The organism is Bradyrhizobium sp. STM 3843, from assembly GCF_000239815.1.
Classification (GTDB): domain Bacteria; phylum Pseudomonadota; class Alphaproteobacteria; order Rhizobiales; family Xanthobacteraceae; genus Bradyrhizobium.
In genome coordinates this window covers 1-15,689 of record NZ_CAFK01000305.1, presented here as the reverse complement: position 1 = coordinate 15,689, position 15,689 = coordinate 1, and the positions used below count along the sequence as shown (strand labels likewise).

15 protein-coding genes are annotated in these 15,689 nt (G+C 65.7%); 7 read left to right on the top strand and 8 right to left on the bottom strand.

Annotation, left to right across the window (positions count from 1 at the left end):
• Positions 1 to 205: 205 nt before the first annotated feature.
• Positions 206 to 1,990, bottom strand: coding sequence for an acyl-CoA dehydrogenase family protein (locus BRAS3843_RS32855; protein WP_008973537.1), 1,785 nt, complete (start codon positions 1,988 to 1,990; stop codon positions 206 to 208).
• Positions 1,991 to 2,143: 153 nt separating this feature from the next.
• Here BRAS3843_RS32855 and BRAS3843_RS32850 point away from each other — a divergent pair, with 153 nt between their 5' ends.
• Complete coding sequence (locus BRAS3843_RS32850) at positions 2,144 to 2,845, top strand: SDR family NAD(P)-dependent oxidoreductase (protein ID WP_008973536.1); 702 nt, start codon at positions 2,144 to 2,146, stop codon at positions 2,843 to 2,845.
• Positions 2,846 to 3,046: 201 nt separating this feature from the next.
• Positions 3,047 to 3,877 (top strand): enoyl-CoA hydratase, encoded by an 831-nt coding sequence (locus BRAS3843_RS32845; RefSeq protein WP_008973535.1) that lies wholly within the window; start codon positions 3,047 to 3,049, stop codon positions 3,875 to 3,877.
• Here BRAS3843_RS32845 and BRAS3843_RS32840 read toward each other — a convergent pair.
• Positions 3,874 to 4,764, bottom strand: a complete 891-nt coding sequence (locus BRAS3843_RS32840) for a LysR family transcriptional regulator (RefSeq protein WP_008973534.1) — start codon at positions 4,762 to 4,764, stop codon at positions 3,874 to 3,876. The two genes, BRAS3843_RS32845 and BRAS3843_RS32840, sit on opposite strands and share 4 nt — an antisense overlap.
• A gap of 119 nt (positions 4,765 to 4,883) precedes the next feature.
• On the opposite strand from BRAS3843_RS32840, the gene BRAS3843_RS32835 reads away from it, so the two are divergent.
• Positions 4,884 to 5,711: an oxidoreductase gene (locus BRAS3843_RS32835; protein ID WP_008973533.1), complete on the top strand. Its 828-nt coding sequence runs from the start codon at positions 4,884 to 4,886 to the stop codon at positions 5,709 to 5,711.
• A 24-nt stretch (positions 5,712 to 5,735) separates the two neighbouring features.
• On the opposite strand, the gene BRAS3843_RS32830 is transcribed toward BRAS3843_RS32835, so the two are convergent.
• Complete coding sequence (locus BRAS3843_RS32830) at positions 5,736 to 6,374, bottom strand: GNAT family N-acetyltransferase (protein WP_008973532.1); 639 nt, start codon at positions 6,372 to 6,374, stop codon at positions 5,736 to 5,738.
• A 67-nt stretch (positions 6,375 to 6,441) separates the two neighbouring features.
• Positions 6,442 to 6,645 (bottom strand): DUF1127 domain-containing protein, encoded by a 204-nt coding sequence (locus BRAS3843_RS32825; protein WP_035983594.1) that lies wholly within the window; start codon positions 6,643 to 6,645, stop codon positions 6,442 to 6,444.
• Positions 6,646 to 6,739: 94 nt separating this feature from the next.
• On the opposite strand from BRAS3843_RS32825, the gene BRAS3843_RS32820 reads away from it, so the two are divergent.
• From BRAS3843_RS32820 to BRAS3843_RS32805, 4 genes are all read left to right on the top strand, one after another.
• A complete protein-coding gene (locus tag BRAS3843_RS32820; RefSeq protein ID WP_008973530.1) occupies positions 6,740 to 7,651 on the top strand; it encodes a transcriptional regulator GcvA in 912 nt (303 codons plus the stop codon).
• A 141-nt stretch (positions 7,652 to 7,792) separates the two neighbouring features.
• Positions 7,793 to 9,106 (top strand): MFS transporter, encoded by a 1,314-nt coding sequence (locus BRAS3843_RS32815; RefSeq protein ID WP_008973529.1) that lies wholly within the window; start codon positions 7,793 to 7,795, stop codon positions 9,104 to 9,106.
• A 65-nt stretch (positions 9,107 to 9,171) separates the two neighbouring features.
• A complete protein-coding gene (locus BRAS3843_RS32810; protein ID WP_008973528.1) occupies positions 9,172 to 10,206 on the top strand; it encodes an esterase in 1,035 nt (344 codons plus the stop codon).
• 49 nt (positions 10,207 to 10,255) lie between these two features.
• Positions 10,256 to 10,738: a CinA family protein gene (locus BRAS3843_RS32805; RefSeq protein WP_008973527.1), complete on the top strand. Its 483-nt coding sequence runs from the start codon at positions 10,256 to 10,258 to the stop codon at positions 10,736 to 10,738.
• Positions 10,739 to 10,942: 204 nt separating this feature from the next.
• On the opposite strand, the gene BRAS3843_RS32800 is transcribed toward BRAS3843_RS32805, so the two are convergent.
• The 4 genes from BRAS3843_RS32800 to BRAS3843_RS32785 all read right to left on the bottom strand — a co-directional run bounded on the left by BRAS3843_RS32800 (position 10,943) and on the right by BRAS3843_RS32785 (position 15,635).
• Positions 10,943 to 12,265 carry an HlyD family type I secretion periplasmic adaptor subunit gene (locus BRAS3843_RS32800; protein ID WP_035983596.1) on the bottom strand — a complete coding sequence of 441 codons (1,323 nt, stop codon included), beginning with the start codon at positions 12,263 to 12,265 and terminating at the stop codon, positions 10,943 to 10,945.
• A gap of 41 nt (positions 12,266 to 12,306) precedes the next feature.
• Positions 12,307 to 14,052 (bottom strand): type I secretion system permease/ATPase, encoded by a 1,746-nt coding sequence (locus tag BRAS3843_RS32795; RefSeq protein WP_008973525.1) that lies wholly within the window; start codon positions 14,050 to 14,052, stop codon positions 12,307 to 12,309.
• Positions 14,053 to 14,257: 205 nt separating this feature from the next.
• Positions 14,258 to 14,527, bottom strand: a complete 270-nt coding sequence (locus BRAS3843_RS32790; protein ID WP_008973524.1) for a GlsB/YeaQ/YmgE family stress response membrane protein — start codon at positions 14,525 to 14,527, stop codon at positions 14,258 to 14,260.
• A 124-nt stretch (positions 14,528 to 14,651) separates the two neighbouring features.
• Positions 14,652 to 15,635: an ABC transporter ATP-binding protein gene (locus tag BRAS3843_RS32785; RefSeq protein WP_008973523.1), complete on the bottom strand. Its 984-nt coding sequence runs from the start codon at positions 15,633 to 15,635 to the stop codon at positions 14,652 to 14,654.
• Positions 15,636 to 15,689: the final 54 nt, after the last annotated feature.

The window sequence follows — 15,689 nt, the reverse complement described above, 5'->3', positions numbered from 1 at the left end:
CACCCTCTCCCCTTGTGGGAGAGGGTGGCTGAGATGCGCAGCATCGAAGCCGGGTGAGGGGTCTGCATCCGCGGAGACCCCTCACCCGCCGGGCATTTCGCTACGCTCATGCCCGCCACCCTCTCCCACAAGGGGAGAGGGTGCACCGACGCGGTAGCGACAGCTTCACTCAACATCGCATTTGCTTTCATTTCTCACCACGAGCCTACGCGGCTGACAACAATTCGCCAACCTCCGCCATGCCGGCGGCGCGGTCGCCGAGCAGCAGCGTTGCGATCGCATCATCGTGCTCATTTTCCGCGAGCCGGAACGGATCGGACGACATCAGCCGATGCTCGACCACGAGCTTCGACAGCAGCAGCCGGCGCGCGTCGCCGCGCAGCTCGTCGATGCGCGCGGCTTCCCAGGCGAGCGCAACGGCGCTGGTGACGTGATAGAGCAGGCTGGTGGCGCGCCGCGCCTCGGCTTCGTTCTCTGCGTCCGCCGCGACTATCCGCGCAAAACCGACGACGCGATCGACCAGCCCGCGCAGACGATCACGCCATGCCTGCGGCACTCTTGCACTGTCATCGAGCCGAGCGTGCAGATCGGCGGCCAGCGCAGATTCCGCGCCATGGCGCCCCACCGCGCGCTTGAGCGCATCGATCGCGACGATGTTGCCGGTGCCCTCCCAGATCGAGCCGAGATGTGCGTCGCGCAGCAGGCGCGCGGTGGCGAACTCCTCGACATAACCGATGCCGCCGCGCATCTCCAAGGCGTCGCCGCAGACCTTGCGCGCGTCGCGGGTGGCACGAAATTTCAGCGTGGGCGTGAGAATGCGCAGCAGCGCGGCGGCATCCTGGCTGCCCGTCTCGGCGCGGTCGAGCGCGTCAGCTGTGAGAAAGCTCATCGATAGCGCCTGTTCGGTCGCCAGCATGATCTTGAGCAATTGCCGGCGCCCGAGCGGCAGGTCGATGATGCGGTGGCCAAACACGACGCGGTTGGTCGCGACCGTCATTGCATCGTGATACGCGCGGCGCATCAGTGCGGTCGACTTCACCCCGTTGGAGAGCCGCGACGAGTTGACCATCTCGGCCATCTGGACGAAGCCGCGATCGAGCCGGCCAACCGCATACGCAATCGCGCCTTCCAGCTTGATCTCGCCCGAGGCCATCGAGCGGGTGCCGAGCTTGTCCTTCAGCCGGACGATCCGATAGTGGTTCTGAGAACCGTCGTCGAGGAAGCGCGGCATCAGGAACAGGCCGACGCCGCGCGTGCCGGTTTCGGCGTCTTGCGGCCGCGCCAGGAGCATCACCACCTTGGCGTCAGCATTGGAGCAGAACCATTTCTCGCCAGTCAGGCGCCATTGGTCACCTTCCTGCACAGCCACCGTCGTCAAGGTGCCGACGTCGGAGCCGCCTTCCTTCTCGGTCATGAACTGGCCGCCCTGGGTCAGCTTCGCCATATCAGTCTGGGTCAGGCCGCTGAGATATCTATCCTGGAGCTCCCGGCTGCCGAACGTCGCCAGCAGCTTGGCGCAGCCGTCGGTGACGTTGATCGGGCAGCCGAGCCCGAACTCGGCCTGGTTGAACAGGAAGGTGAAGGCATGCTTGGCGACGACCGGGTATTTGTCGGGCCAGCCGAGAATGCCCTTGCGGACCGACATCGCGTGGATGCCGAACTCGCCGAAGGCGGCGCGCTCAAGCTCGCGATAGGCAGGGTGATATTCGATCCACTGCGCGTCGCGGCCGAAACGGTCACGCTGATGCAGCACCGGCGGATGACGGTCGGCCAGCCGCGCGCATTCGTCCAGATAACCACCGGCAAGCTCGCCCAGCCGGTCCAGATGCGGCTCGATATGCTGGAACAGCCGCTCGGGCAGATGGATGCGCAAGAGATCGGTCAAGGCCGGATCGGCGCGGTAGAAGTTCATGCCCGTGGTATCCGGCGCCAGCAGGCCCGGCCGCGCCCCGCCAGTCATGACGTCGTCGCGCTTCAAGAACTGATGCATCTCGAAATTCCCTGATCGTTTCCGTCCCGAAGCCGGATATGTTTTTCTAAGTTGGGGCTCTGGTCTCCGTTCTCGCGCGAATGTGGGGCGGACGCCATAGGAACTTGCCGCCGCCAACCCTAGATGCATAGCGCCCTGCATTGGAGAGAACCCATGGAAAGTCCGACCTACAAGACCGCGCTGATCGTCGGCGCCGGCGAGGGCCTCAGCGCCTCGCTGGCACGGCTGTTCGCCCGCGAGAAGATCCGCGTTGCGCTGGCCGCGCGCAAGGTCGGGAAGCTCGGCGCGCTGTGCAGCGAGACCGGCGCGCGGGCCTTTGCCTGTGACGCCACCAACCACGAGGAGGTCGAGCGGCTGTTCGGCCTGGTCGAGCGCGAGCTCGGCACGCCCGACCTCGTGGTCTACAACGCCAGCGGCCGCACGCGTGGACCGCTGGTCGACCTGGTGCCGGCCGAGGTGCTTCAGGCGATCACGGTCAGCGCCTTCGGCGGCTTCCTGGTGGCGCAGCAGGCGGCGCAGCGGATGCTTCCGAACCGGCAGGGCGCGATCCTGTTCACCGGCGCCTCCGCCAGCGTCAAGGGCTATGCGCAATCGGCGCCGTTCGCGATGGGGAAGTTCGCGCTGCGCGGCCTGGCCCAGAGCATGGCGCGCGAGCTTGCGCCGCAGGGCATCCATGTCGCGCATTTCGTGATCGATGGCGGCATCAGGAGCGCCGCCCGGCAGGAGCCTGCGGACAAGCCGGACTCTTTCCTCGACCCCGACGCGATCGCGCTGAGCTATTGGAGCGTGCTGCAGCAGCCGCGCAGCGCCTGGACCTGGGAAGTGGAGCTGCGGCCCTGGGTGGAGAAGTTCTGACGTCGCCATCATCGCTACCGTCATTCCGGGGCGATGCGAAGCATCGAGCCCGGAATCCATCTCACGATGTCATCAGCCGCCAAATGGATTCCGGGCTCGCGCGTTCCGCGCGCCCCGGAATGACGATCGAATTTGTGGCTGCTTGACCGCGTCAGTTGCTGACTAGTAGAGGCCGAACAACAAAATCTCTTGGGAGGTGACATGACCGCCGACATCACCATCGACACCGGCACCAGCGAGCTGCTGTGCGTGATCCGCGATCGCGTCGCGATCATCACGCTCAACCGGCCGGAGGCACGCAATGCGCTGTCGGACAATCTGAGCCCGGCACTGCGGCGGATGATCAGGAGCTGCGGCGACAATCCCGATGTCGGCGCGGTGCTGCTTACCGGCGCCGGCACGGCGTTCTGCGCCGGCGGCGACGTCAAGGGCATGGGCGCGCACCGCGATCCTGGCAAGCTCGCAATGTCGGAGGCGGAAAAGGTCGCCGACCTCAAGGAGCGGCAGCGCCTGCTGACGGGCGCGCTGCATGGCCTGCGCAAGCCGACCATCGCCGCGCTCCCCGGCCCCGCGGCCGGCGCCGGGCTCGCGATCGCCTTGGCCTGCGACATCCGCATCGCCGCCCAATCGGCCTTCGTCGCCACCGGCTATGTTCGGATCGGGCTGAGCGGCGACTACGGCATCGCCTGGCTGTTGACGCAACTGGTCGGTACCGCACGTGCGCGCGAATTGATGTTCACCGGCGAGAAGGTCGATGCCGACAGATGCGCGCAGCTCGGCCTAGTCAACCGCGTGGTGCCGGACGAGCGCCTGCAGGAGGAAGCGTTCGCGCTCGCCAAGTCGCTGGCCGAAGGTCCCGCGCTGGCGCTGCGCTCGATCAAGGACAATCTCGACGAAGCGCTGACGGTCGATTTCGACACCGCCCGCGACCGCGAGGCCGAGCGGCTGATCCCGTTGATGGCGTCGATGGATCACAAGGAAGCGGTGCAGGCCTTCATCGAGAAGCGCAAGGCGGTGTTCAAGGGCAATTAGACCTTTGCCGCCCGTACGAAGTCCACGAAGGCACGCAGCGCGGCCGGCAACTGGCGGCGGCTTGGATAATACAGAAAGAAACCCGGATAGGCCGGACACCAGTCGGCCAGCACCCGAACCAGCTTGCGCTTCGCGATCAGCGGACTGGCCTGCGCCTCGAACACATAAGCGAGGCCCGCGCCATCGCGCGCCGATTCGAGCATCAGATCCTGATCGTTCATCGTCAGCGGACCGGTCACATCGATCTTGAGCGCGACACCGCCGCGCTCAAACTCCCAGCGATACAGCACACCGCTGTTGAAGCGGTAGCGGATGCAGGGCAGATCCTTCAGATCGTGCGGGGTCACCGGCTGTTTGTGCCGCTTGAAGAAGCCGGGCGAAGCGACCACCGCAGAGCGCTGGCGCGGGCCGATCGGGACGGCGATCATGTCGGCCGCAATGGTCTCTCCGAACCGGACTCCGGCATCGAATCCCCCTGCCACCATGTCGATCAGTGCATCGCTCACCACGATCTCGACATTGATCTCCGGAAACGCCTTGAGGAATTGCGTGACGATCGGCAACAGCACCAGCTGCGACGATTGCCGGGCTGCGCTGAAGCGCAGCGTGCCGGCGGGCCGGCCGCGGAAATTGTTGAGATCCTCCAGCGCATCGTCGATGTCGCGGAAAGCCGGGCTGATCCGCTCGAACAGGCGCGCACCGGCTTCGGTCAGCGCGACGCTGCGCGTGGTGCGGTTGATCAGGCGGACATCCAGCCGCTCTTCGATGTTGCGCAGCGCATGGCTCAGCGCCGAGGCTGACACGCCGAGCTCGGTCGCGGCAGCGCGGAAACTGCGATGGCGAGCGATCGCGAGGAAGGTGGCGAGGTCGGTCGGGTCGATCCGCATTGATGAATTTTGCTCAGTAGCTTGCGAAACATATAGCCGATTATCTCAGCTATTGCGACCGCTTAATTGTCTTGCCATCAGCCCGGCGCACTGCCGGGCCTATCAGAAAGGGCAAGAACATGCGTGTCTGGTTCATCACGGGAGCATCCCGGGGTTTTGGCGCCTTGATCGCGCAGGAAGCGCTGGCGGGCGGCGATGTCGTGGTCGCCACAGCGCGCGATCCTTCCACCGTCACCAAGCGGCTCGGCACCCACGAGCGGCTGCTGCCGATGCGGCTTGACGTCACCAAGGAGGACGAGGTTCGTGCGGCCGTCGACCAGGCGGCCAAGGCCTTCGGCCGGATCGATATCCTGGTCAACAATGCCGGCTACGGACTGTTGGGCGCGATCGAGGAAGCCAGCGCCGCGGAAACCGAGCGCCTGTTCGCAACCAACGTGTTCGGTCTGCTCGGCGTCACCCGCGCAGTGCTGCCGCATATGCGCCGGCAGCGCGCCGGCCACATCATCAACCTGTCCTCGGTCGGCGGCTATACTGGCTATCCCGGCTGGGGCGTCTATGGCGCCACCAAGTTCGCGGTCGAAGGCATCAGCGAGGCCCTGGCCGCGGAGGTCGCGCCGCTCGGCATCAAGGTCACGGTGGTCGAGCCGGGCTTCTTCCGCACTGACTTCCTCGACGACACCTCGCTGTCGCGCACGGCGCAGCAGATCGCGGACTATGGCGAGACCGTCGGCCAGACGCGCGCGCATGCGGCCGACCTCAATCACGGCCAGCGCGGCGATCCCGCCAAGCTCGCCAAGGCCTTCATCACCCTGGCGAATGCTGACAGTCCGCCGCTGCGACTGCCGCTCGGCAGCGACACGGTCGAACGCATCGAGGCCAAGAACGCCCATGTGGCCGCAGAGCTTGCGGCGTGGCGCACGCTCGCGACGTCGACGGATCACGATTAGATCCGCATCGCGCACACAGGAAGGTCAGTTCGCGGCGGCGCTCTCGTCCGCCCGCCGCGACACGACCACGAGCCTCACGCTCGGGCTGGGACTATCCGCGGCTCGATTGCCTGCCTGAACCGGCGAGAGCTGCTTCTCGAACCGGACCAGGGTCCAATCGTAGGGATGCTGGCGCAAGGCGAAGCCGGAGGCCTTTGCGACTGCGATCATGACATCGTTGGAACGCAGCGTGTCACCGAACAGACTGGTGGCGCCGAGCGCGGCGGCACGGCCTTCCAGATTCTTCATCAGTGCCGGGCCGATGCCGTGGCCCTGCCAGCGATCATGGACCGAAAGTCCGAACTCGACACTGGCGCTCTCGGCGTGAAACGCATAGCGCGCCTCGCCGACGATCACCTCGACGCCGTCGATGTCCATGGTCGCGAGCAGGGTAAAGCGATCATCCTTGCCGACAGCCACGAAGTCGTCGAGCAGCGCCTTCGGCAATTCGCTCAGGGCGCCGAGAAAGCGGTTGTGACGCGAGCGCGAGCTCAGCGAGCGCACATAGGCCTGCAGGTCGTTCGCATCGGACGGCCCGATAAAGCGCAACGTGACCGCCTCGCCACGCCGGGTGTCAATAAGGTCGGCAGGCGCGACGAGTTCAGCGAGATGCGATGTCAACACGGCGCGCTCCGATGCAAGGAATGGCCGGCGCCCTCGCAAGCCGAGCGGCGCCGGCGTGGCGGCTTGATCAAGCCCGCCAGAACGGCTTTTCGATTTCAGCGGCGATATCGCTGCGCGACAGGCCGAGATCGTGCAGATCGCGCTCGGACCAGGCGGCGAGCTCGTGGCGGGCCCGGTAGCGCTCGCGCCAGGCCTGTAGCACTCCGGTCAACCCGGTCCAGACCCGCGGGCCATGATGATTTGTCATTGGATGGGACACGCAAGTAGACATCAAAGCCTCCTGCAGCTAACTTCTAGCGCTACAATCCGTCGTCTGGGGCTCATTCACAAACGACACTTTGTACCGTTTCGGATGAAATAAACTCATGGATAGCATCGTCCGAACAAGCTCTCGTCTGCCCTCGCTCAATGGGCTGCGGGCGTTTGAGGCGGCGGCGCGCCATCTGAGCTTCACGCGGGCGGCCTCCGAGCTGAACGTCACGCAGACCGCGATCAGCCATCAGATCAAGCGGCTGGAGGATGAGCTCGGTCTCAGGCTGTTCGTGCGGCAGAACCGCAGCCTGGCGCTCACGCCGCAGGCACGCGAATATCTGCCGCTGGTGCGCGCCGCCTTCGACGACCTGCGGCTGGCGACCGAGCGGCTGGTGCGCAGGGACGGCGGCAAGGTGCTGACCGTCTCGACGATCGCCTCTCATGCGGCGAAATGGCTGCTGCCACGGCTTTCAGCCTTCCAGGAGGCACATCCCGAGATTGACGTACGGATCACCACCTCGAGCAGCCTGGTCGATTTCGCCAAGGAGGATGTCGATGCCGCGATCCGTTACGGCAGGGGCCACTGGCCGGGCGTGCGCGCCGAATGGCTGATGGGAGATGAGCTGTTTCCGGTCTGCAGCCCCGCGCTGCTGAAAGGCAGCAAGCCGCTGCGCTCTCCGGAAGACCTCGCCCAGCACACCCTGCTGCACAGCAGCTACGACGACGACTGGCGACTCTGGCTAACCGCTGCGGGACTGCCGGTCTCGATCTCGAAGCACCGGGGCGTGAGCTTCGACCTGATCTTCATGACGATCCAGGCCGCGATCGACGGCCTCGGCGTCGCGATCGGCCGCACCTCCTATGTCCAGGACGACATCAGCAAAGGCCGCCTCGTGGTGCCCTTCCAGATAGCGCTGCCGGTGGATGCGGGCTATTACCTGGTCTCGCCGGAAGGCCGCACCGATGCACCGAAGCTGCGGGCTTTCCGTGCCTGGCTGAAGGCGGCGGCGCAGAACAAATCCTAACAGCGCCGCCGCGCTTATGCTGCGCTGCCGCATTGGATTCCGGTTGGCCAAGCCGCGGGGCCGTGGCAAATAGCCTTGACGTATCAACACGGCTGGCGAAGGCTTCTTCCGCACGGGCCATTCGACGGGAGGAGACATCCAGTGTCGCAAACCACAACAAGCCAACCGGCCACGATCAAATCGCGCATCGGTGCCATCCTGCGGGCGACCAGCGGCAATTTCCTCGAGCAGTTCGACTTCTTCCTGTTCGGCTTCTATGCGAGCGCGATCGCCAAGGCGTTCTTCCCGTCCGAGAATGAGACCGCGGCGCTGCTCAACACCTTCGGCGTGTTCTGGCTCGGCGCCCTGATGCGGCCCGTCGGCGCCATCGTGCTCGGCGCCTATATCGACCGGATCGGCCGGCGCCAGGGCCTGATCGTCACGCTCTCGATCATGGCGGCCGGTACCGTCGTCATCGCCTTCTGCCCGTCCTATGCCACGATCGGCATCGCCGCTCCCATCATCGTCCTGCTCGGCCGCCTGCTGCAGGGCTTCTCCGCCGGCGTCGAGCTCGGCGGCGTCTCGGTCTATCTGTCCGAAATCGCCACACCCGGCCACCGCGGCTTCTACACCTCGTTCCAGTCCTCCAGCCAGCAGGTGGCAATCTTCGTCGCCTCGATCATCGGTTATCTGCTGAGCGAATCCATGCCGGCCGCCACCGTGACGGCCTGGGGCTGGCGCATCCCGTTCTTCATCGGCTGCCTGATCATCCCGCTGATCTTCCTCCTGCGGCGGACGCTGGAGGAAACTCCGGCCTTCCTCGCCATGAAGAAGCACCCGACGGCGAGCGAGGTGTTCGCCTCGGCGCTCGCCAATTGGCGCATCGTGATCCTGGGCATGATGATCGCGATCCTGACCACCACGACATTCTATTTCGTCACCGTATACACGCCGACCTTCGGCAAGAACGTGCTGAAGCTGTCGACCGCCGACGCGCTGCTGGTCACGCTCCTGGTCGCGGTTACCAATTTCATCTGGAATCCCGTGGGCGGCGCGCTGTCCGACAAGATCGGCCGCAAGCCGGTGCTGCTCGCAATCGCCACGCTGTCACTGCTCACGGCCTATCCGGCGCTGAGCTGGCTGGTGACCGCGCCGACTTTCGGAAAGATGCTGGCGGTCGAGATGATGTTCTCGTTCTATTTCGGCATGTACAGCGGCACCATGCTCGGCGCGCTGGTCGAGATCGTGCCGGCCCACGTCCGCACCACCTGCTTCTCGCTGGCCTTCGCGCTTGCCGCTGCGCTGTTCGGCACCTTCACGCCGTTCGCGTCGACCTGGCTGATCGAGAAGACCGGCGACAAGGCCTCGCCGGGCTTCTGGCTGATGTTCGCAGCCGTGCTCGGTATCATCGCCGCATTGACCGTCTACCGCAGCGGTGGCCGAACCGTGGAAGTGCGCGAAGCAGTGACGGCATGAGCCTTCTCGCGGACGAGGCCGTTCTGCTTCGTCCGTGGGCACGCTGACAGCACCGCAGGTTCCACATGTCACGTCTTGCAATCATGCTGACGGCTTTGGCGCTGATCAGTGCTGAGGCGGCGCGAGCGGAGGAACCGATCCATCTCCGCGACATGGGTTCGTTTCACGTCGGCGGCCGCCTGGTGGAGATTTCCGGCAAGCCGGTGAAGGAGGTCACGTTCACGGCCGGCGGCGTGCCGGCCAAGATCGACCCCAACGGCACCTACCAAGTCGAGCAGATGTATGTGCAGTATTTTCTGCCCGAGACCGAAAAGGGCGCCTATCCGCTGTTGCTTTGGCATGGCGGCGGGCTGACCGGCGTCACCTACGAGACGACGCCCGACGGCCGGCAGGGCTGGCTCAACTACTTCCTGCGCAAGGGCTGGAGCGTCTACAATTCCGACGCCGTCGAGCGGGGGCGCGCCGGATGGGCCCAATATCCCGACATCTTCAAGGGCGAGCCGGTGTTTCTCACCGTCGCCAACCCGTTCGAGCGCTTCCGCATCGGCGATGGCCCCGGCTCCTACGATCCCGACCCGGCGAAGCGCAGGCTGATGCCGGAAAGCCAGTTTCCGAACGAAGGCTACGACAATTTCGTCAAGCAGAACGTGCCGCGCTGGACCACGACGGATGACGCAACGATTGCCGCCTATATCGCCGAGGTCGATCGCGTTTGCCCCTGCATCCTGCTGTTTCACAGCCAGGCCGGCACCTTCGGCTTCAAGGTGGCGCAGGCCCGGCCCGACAAGGTCAAGGCGCTGATCGCCATCGAGCCGGCCGGCGTCGGCGATCCCACGAAAGTGGATCTCCTGAAGTCGATCCCGACGCTGTTCGTCTATGGCGACTATATCGACCGCGACTCGCGCTGGCCGAAAATCCGCGCCACCGGGGTGGCTTTCGCCGACGCGATCAAGGCCGCCGGCGGCAGTGCCGACGTGGTCGATCTGCCCAAGATCGGCATCTCCGGCAATTCGCACATGATCATGATGGACAAGAACAACCTCCAAGTCGCCGGCCTGATCCAGACCTGGCTGGCCGGCAAGGGGCTGGCAAAGCCGTGAGCCGAACACGGCGGACCAAGCCGCGGCGAACAGGATCAAGGGAATCATCATGCAGGAATTGATCGGGCTCGCGGAACAGGCGGCTGGCCGTCTCGTCCAACGCAAGCAGACCATCGCGGTCGCGGAATCCTCGACCGGCGGGCTGATCTCGGCCGCGTTGCTCGCGGTGCCCGGCGCCTCGGCCTATTTCCTAGGCTCCGCCGTGGTCTATACGCGCGATGCGCGGCGTATCCTGATGGACATCTCGGACGAGGCAATGCGGGGCATTCGCTCCGCGTCGGAGATCTATGCCAAGCTGCTGGCCGAACGCATCCGCGAGCGCTTCGGGGCCGACTGGGGCCTGTCGGAGACCGGCGCAGCCGGGCCGACCGGCAACCGCTATGGTGATGCCGCCGGCCACAGCTGCTTCGCGGTCGCGCGCGGCGAGACCACGGCCATGACGCTGGAGACCGCGAGTCCCGATCGGCTGGCCAACATGCAGGTGTTCGCGAAGACGGCGCTGGAGTTGCTGTTGCGAAGGCTCGACCAGTAGATTCAATGTCGTCCCGGCCAAGCGAGCGAATGCGAGCGCAGAGCCGGGACCCATAACCACAGGCCGTCAATTTGCGAAGGCTGGAGCTCCAGCTCGCTTCTACCATGCTCATCGGGGGTTATGGGTCCCCGCGTTCGCGGGGACGACGGCGGAGTGTGTAGAAACGCGATTGCAAGCGTAGCCGCAATGACGGCTCAAGCGCGCTTACTTCTCCCGGAACGCGCGCATCAGCTGATCGCTGAGCGGCTTCATCAGGTAGGACAGCACGGTGCGGTCGCCGGTCTGCACGAAGGCCTCCACCGGCATGCCCGGGATCAGCTTGACGTCGCCGAGCCGCGCGATCTCCTCCGGCGGCATCGAGACGCGGATGGTGTAGTAGCTCTGGCCGGTGCGCTGATCGGTGGTGACGTCGGGCGAGACCCGGCTGACCACGCCGTTCAATTCCGGCGTGGTGCGCTGGTTGAAGGCGGACAGCCGCAGCAGCGTCTTCTGCCCGACCTGCAGCTTGTCGATGTCCTGCGGATTGACCTTGGCTTCGACCTGCAGATCGTCGCTCTGCGGCACGATCAGCATGATGGCATCGCCCGCGGTGACGACGCCGCCGACCGTGTGCACGGTCGACTGCAGCACCATGCCGTCCTGCGGCGCGCGGATGTCGACGCGGCGCAGCTGGTCCTCCGCCGTCACCTTGCGTTCCACGAACTCGCCGATCTTGTCGTTGGTCTCGCGCAGATCCTTGGAAACCTCGCTGACCATGTCCTTATCGATCTGGATGATCTGCAGTTCGGTCTCGGTGATCTTGCCCTTGGCCTGGGCGCGCGAGGCGATGTATTGCGCGCGCTCGCCGTTCAGCCGCGCGGCATCGCGCTCCAACGCGGTCAGGCGCGAGATCTGCACCAGATGCTGGTCATAGAGCTGGCGGACGCCTTCGAGCTCCTTCATCACCAGCTCGATCTCCTTGTCTTTCGACTTGACCTGCGCGGAGAGGCCTTCGACCTCCTCGTTGAGCTGGGTGATGCGCTCGCGCAACTGCGCCTTCTGGCCGGTGCGGCCGGTGACGCGCACCTCGAACAACTTGCTCTCGCTCGCCATCAAGCTGCTCACGTCAGGATCTTCGGCGCGGGCGACGAGCTGCGGCGGAAAGGTGATCCGGCTGAGGCCGCGCTGCTCGGCCTCCAGCCTGGCCGATCGTGCCCAGAGCGCATCCAGGTTCTTGGTGACGATGGCGAGGCTCGCCTTGGTCACGGTGTCATCCAGCCGCACCAGGACGTCGCCGGCCTTGACCACATCACCATCGCGGGCGCGCAGCTCGCCGACCACGCCGCCGGTCGGGTGCTGCACCTTCTTCACGTTGGATTCGACGACGATCTGGCCGGGCGCGATCAGCGCGCCGGAGATCTGCTGCGTCGCCGCCCAGCCGCCGAGCCCCCCGGCCAGGACGGCAACCACGGTGAGGCCAACGATCAAATGCCGCCGGATCGATTGGCGGACGCTGTACGCCCGGCCGCCGATCGCCGGCCCCGTCATGACCCCGCTGTTCAGAGCTTGGGTGTTCAGAGCTTGGCTGCTCACGACTTCGCCACTCCGGCCTCGGACACGATCTTGATCGGCGCCTGGCCCGTCCGTTGCTGCAGCACCTGCGCCAGCACCGTCTCCTTTGGTCCGAAGGCCTGCATGCGGCCGTCCTTCATGACCAGGATCTGATCGACCGCCTCGATGCCGATCGGACGGTGCGCGACCACCACGACGATGGCGCCGCGCGTCCGCGCCGCGCGCACGGCGCGCGTCAAGGCCTCGTCGCCTTCGGTATCGAGATTGGAATTGGGCTCGTCGAGCACGATCAGGAACGGATTGCCGTAGAGCGCACGCGCCAGCCCCACGCGCTGAGCCTGGCCGGCCGAGAGCGCCGCGCCCTGCTCGCCGACCTGGGTGTCGTAGCCGTCGCGCATCTTGATGATCATCTCATGCACGCCCGCCTCTTTGGCGGCGGCGATGATGCTGTCGGCCGGGGCCTGCGGATCGAAGCGGCAGATGTTCTGCGCGACCGTGCCGGCGAACAGCTCGACGTCCTGCGGCAGATAGCCGACATGGCGGCCGAGTTCGTCGGAGCTCCACTGCTCCAGCGCCGCGCCATCGAGTCTGACATGGCCGCGAAGCGGCCGCCAGACCCCGACCAGCGCGCGCACCAACGAGGATTTGCCGGACGCGCTCGGCCCGATCACGCCAAGCCCCTGACCGGCCGATAGCGCGAAGCTTATGTCCACCACGATGACCTTCTGATCGCCGGGCGCCGCGATCGAGAGGCCTTCGACCGACAGCCGGCTCGTCGGCGGCTGCAGCAGCGTCGGTGCCGGCCGTTCCGGGATCGTCTGCATGAGCTGGCTGAGGCGCCGCCAGCTCTGGCGTGCGGTGACAAAGCTCTTCCAATGCGCAATCGCAAGGTCCACCGGCGCAAGCGCCCGTGCGCTGAGGATGGAGCTGGCGATGATGATGCCGGCGGTCGCCTCCTGGTGGATCACGAGATAGGCGCCGACCGCGAGCACGGAGGATTGCAGCATCATGCGGAGCACCTTGGCGATCGCGCCAAGGCCGCCGGCGACATCGCTGGCCCGCTGATTGCCCGCGAGGTATTTTTCATTGGTCTCGCGCCAGCGCTCCATCAGCCGACCGGCCATGCCCATCGCGACCAGCACCTCGGCGTTGCGGCGGCTCGCAGTCGCGAGATCGTTGCGCCGCGCCGCAAGCCCCATCGCCTGCTTCGCCGGCTCCCGTGTCAGATATTCGGTGACCAGTGTCAGCGTCACCAGGATGACGGCGCCGGCCAGCGCGGTGACGCCGATCAGCACGTGGAAGGCGAAGCAGATCGCCAGGTAGAGCGGCAGCCAGGGCAGATCGAAGAAGGCGCTCGGTCCCTGGCTTCCGAGAAAGGTCCTGACATTGTCGAGATCGCGAAGCGGCTGCAGCCCCTCATTGCGCCCGCCGACCATGAGCGGCAGCCGTACGATGGTATCGAACACCCGCGCATTCAGGCTCTCGTCCAGCGCCGTTCCGATCCGGCCGAGAATGCGGCTGCGGATCAGGTCGAGCACGCCCTGCGCCAGATAGAGTCCGGCCGCCAGCAGCACCAGTCCGATCAGGGTCGGCACGCTGCGGCTCGGCAGCACGCGGTCATAGACCTCGAGCATGAAGATCGAGCCGGTGAGATAGAGCAGGTTGATGATGCAGCTCATGACGCCGACGCCGAGGAAAGCGCTGCGGCAGTCGCGCAATGCATCACTCAGCTCGGAACGCCTCACGCCGGGTGCGGCCACCATCCAGACCATCTCTTCGAATAAGCAGCAGGGCCGCCGGCAAACTGAGGAACTCAGCGGTACGCGCTGTCAGTTATACAGATTCACGCTGCAGCCGTGCAACGGGACTGCGTTAACCTAAACCAACGCTTCCTCGTCTGTCGCGCGGGCGGAAGAAACGTTCAGACCGCCGCCACGAAGATGAACGGCAGCCGCCATTCGCAGCGAATTATAACCGACCACCGGTGCGGACCAGCCGCACCACCAACAGCAGGATGATGGCGCCGAGCGCCGAATAGACGATCTCCGAAACCAGTCCGGAGCCGAGCCGGATACCAAGTCGGGGGAAGAGGAGGCTTGCGATCAGCGCGCCGCAGATGCCGACCACAATATCGCCGACGATGCCGAAGCCGGTCCCGCGCACGATCTTGCCGGCCAGCCAGCCTGCTACCAGGCCGACAAACAGAATGACCAGAATACCTTCGTTCGAAATGTACATGCCGCTTCCCCGTCTGCCGGCATACATGTTCCTGCGCGGCCGCCCCACCATAGCGAGGCGACTGTGATAGAACGACCCTGCCAGCGCGATCTGGAGCCTGGTCCGTCGCCTTTCCCGCAGACCGTTACGTGGCCGCAACAGTTTGGTCGCGCTCAGCGAGGACACAGCGCGCCTGATGACCCGAGGCGACGGAAAGATTCGGCGGCAGGGCTTCGGTACAGCGGGCTTCAGCCAGGCTGCAGCGCGGGGCGAAGGAGCAACTGCGCGGCGCCTGATCCAGCGAGGGCGGCGTGCCCGGGATGGTCTGCAGCCGTTCGCCGCGCCTGGCGCCGTGGATCGTCGAGGCCAGCAGTCCGCGCGCATAGGGATGGGCCGGCTTGCGGACGATGTCGCGCAATGATCCCTGCTCGACGATCTGGCCGGCATACATCACCGCGACACGGTCGCAGATCTCGATCGCCACCCCGATGTCATGGGTGACGAAGATGACGGACATGCCGAACTCGCGCTGCAGCTCGCGCAACAACAGCAGGATCTGGATCTGCACGGTGGCATCGAGCGCGGTGGTGGGCTCGTCCGCCAGCAGCACCTTCGGGCGACAGGCGAGCGCCAGCGCGATCATCGCGCGCTGGCGCATGCCGCCGGACATCTCGTGCGGATAGGAATCGAGCCGCCGCTTGGCCGAGGGGATGCGGACCACGTCGAGCATTTCGAGCGCGCGCGCACGCCCCTCGCCGTAGCTCTTGCCCTCGTGCCGCATCACGGTCTCGGCAATCTGTTTGCCGATGGTGTAGACCGGATCGAGCGCGAGCCCCGGCTCCTGGAAGATCATCGACACGATGCGGCCGCGGAACTGCGACAGCTCCTCATCCCCGAGCGCGAGCACGTCGCGTCCCATGACGTTGATGCTGCCCGTGATCTGCGTGCGCTTCTTCGGCAGGAGCCGCATCAGCGCACGCAAGGTCACGCTCTTGCCGGAGCCGGATTCGCCGAGCAGGCCCAGCACCTCGCCGTCACCGAGCGTGAGGCTGACATCGTTCACGGCGTGCACGGTGCGCTCGCCGGTGAAGCGGATGGTGAGGTCCTTGATCTCGACGAGAGGGGTCATGATGGAGCTAGGTCAACTGGCGATCGGGAGCGGGTTGGCGAAATGGCTCATGCG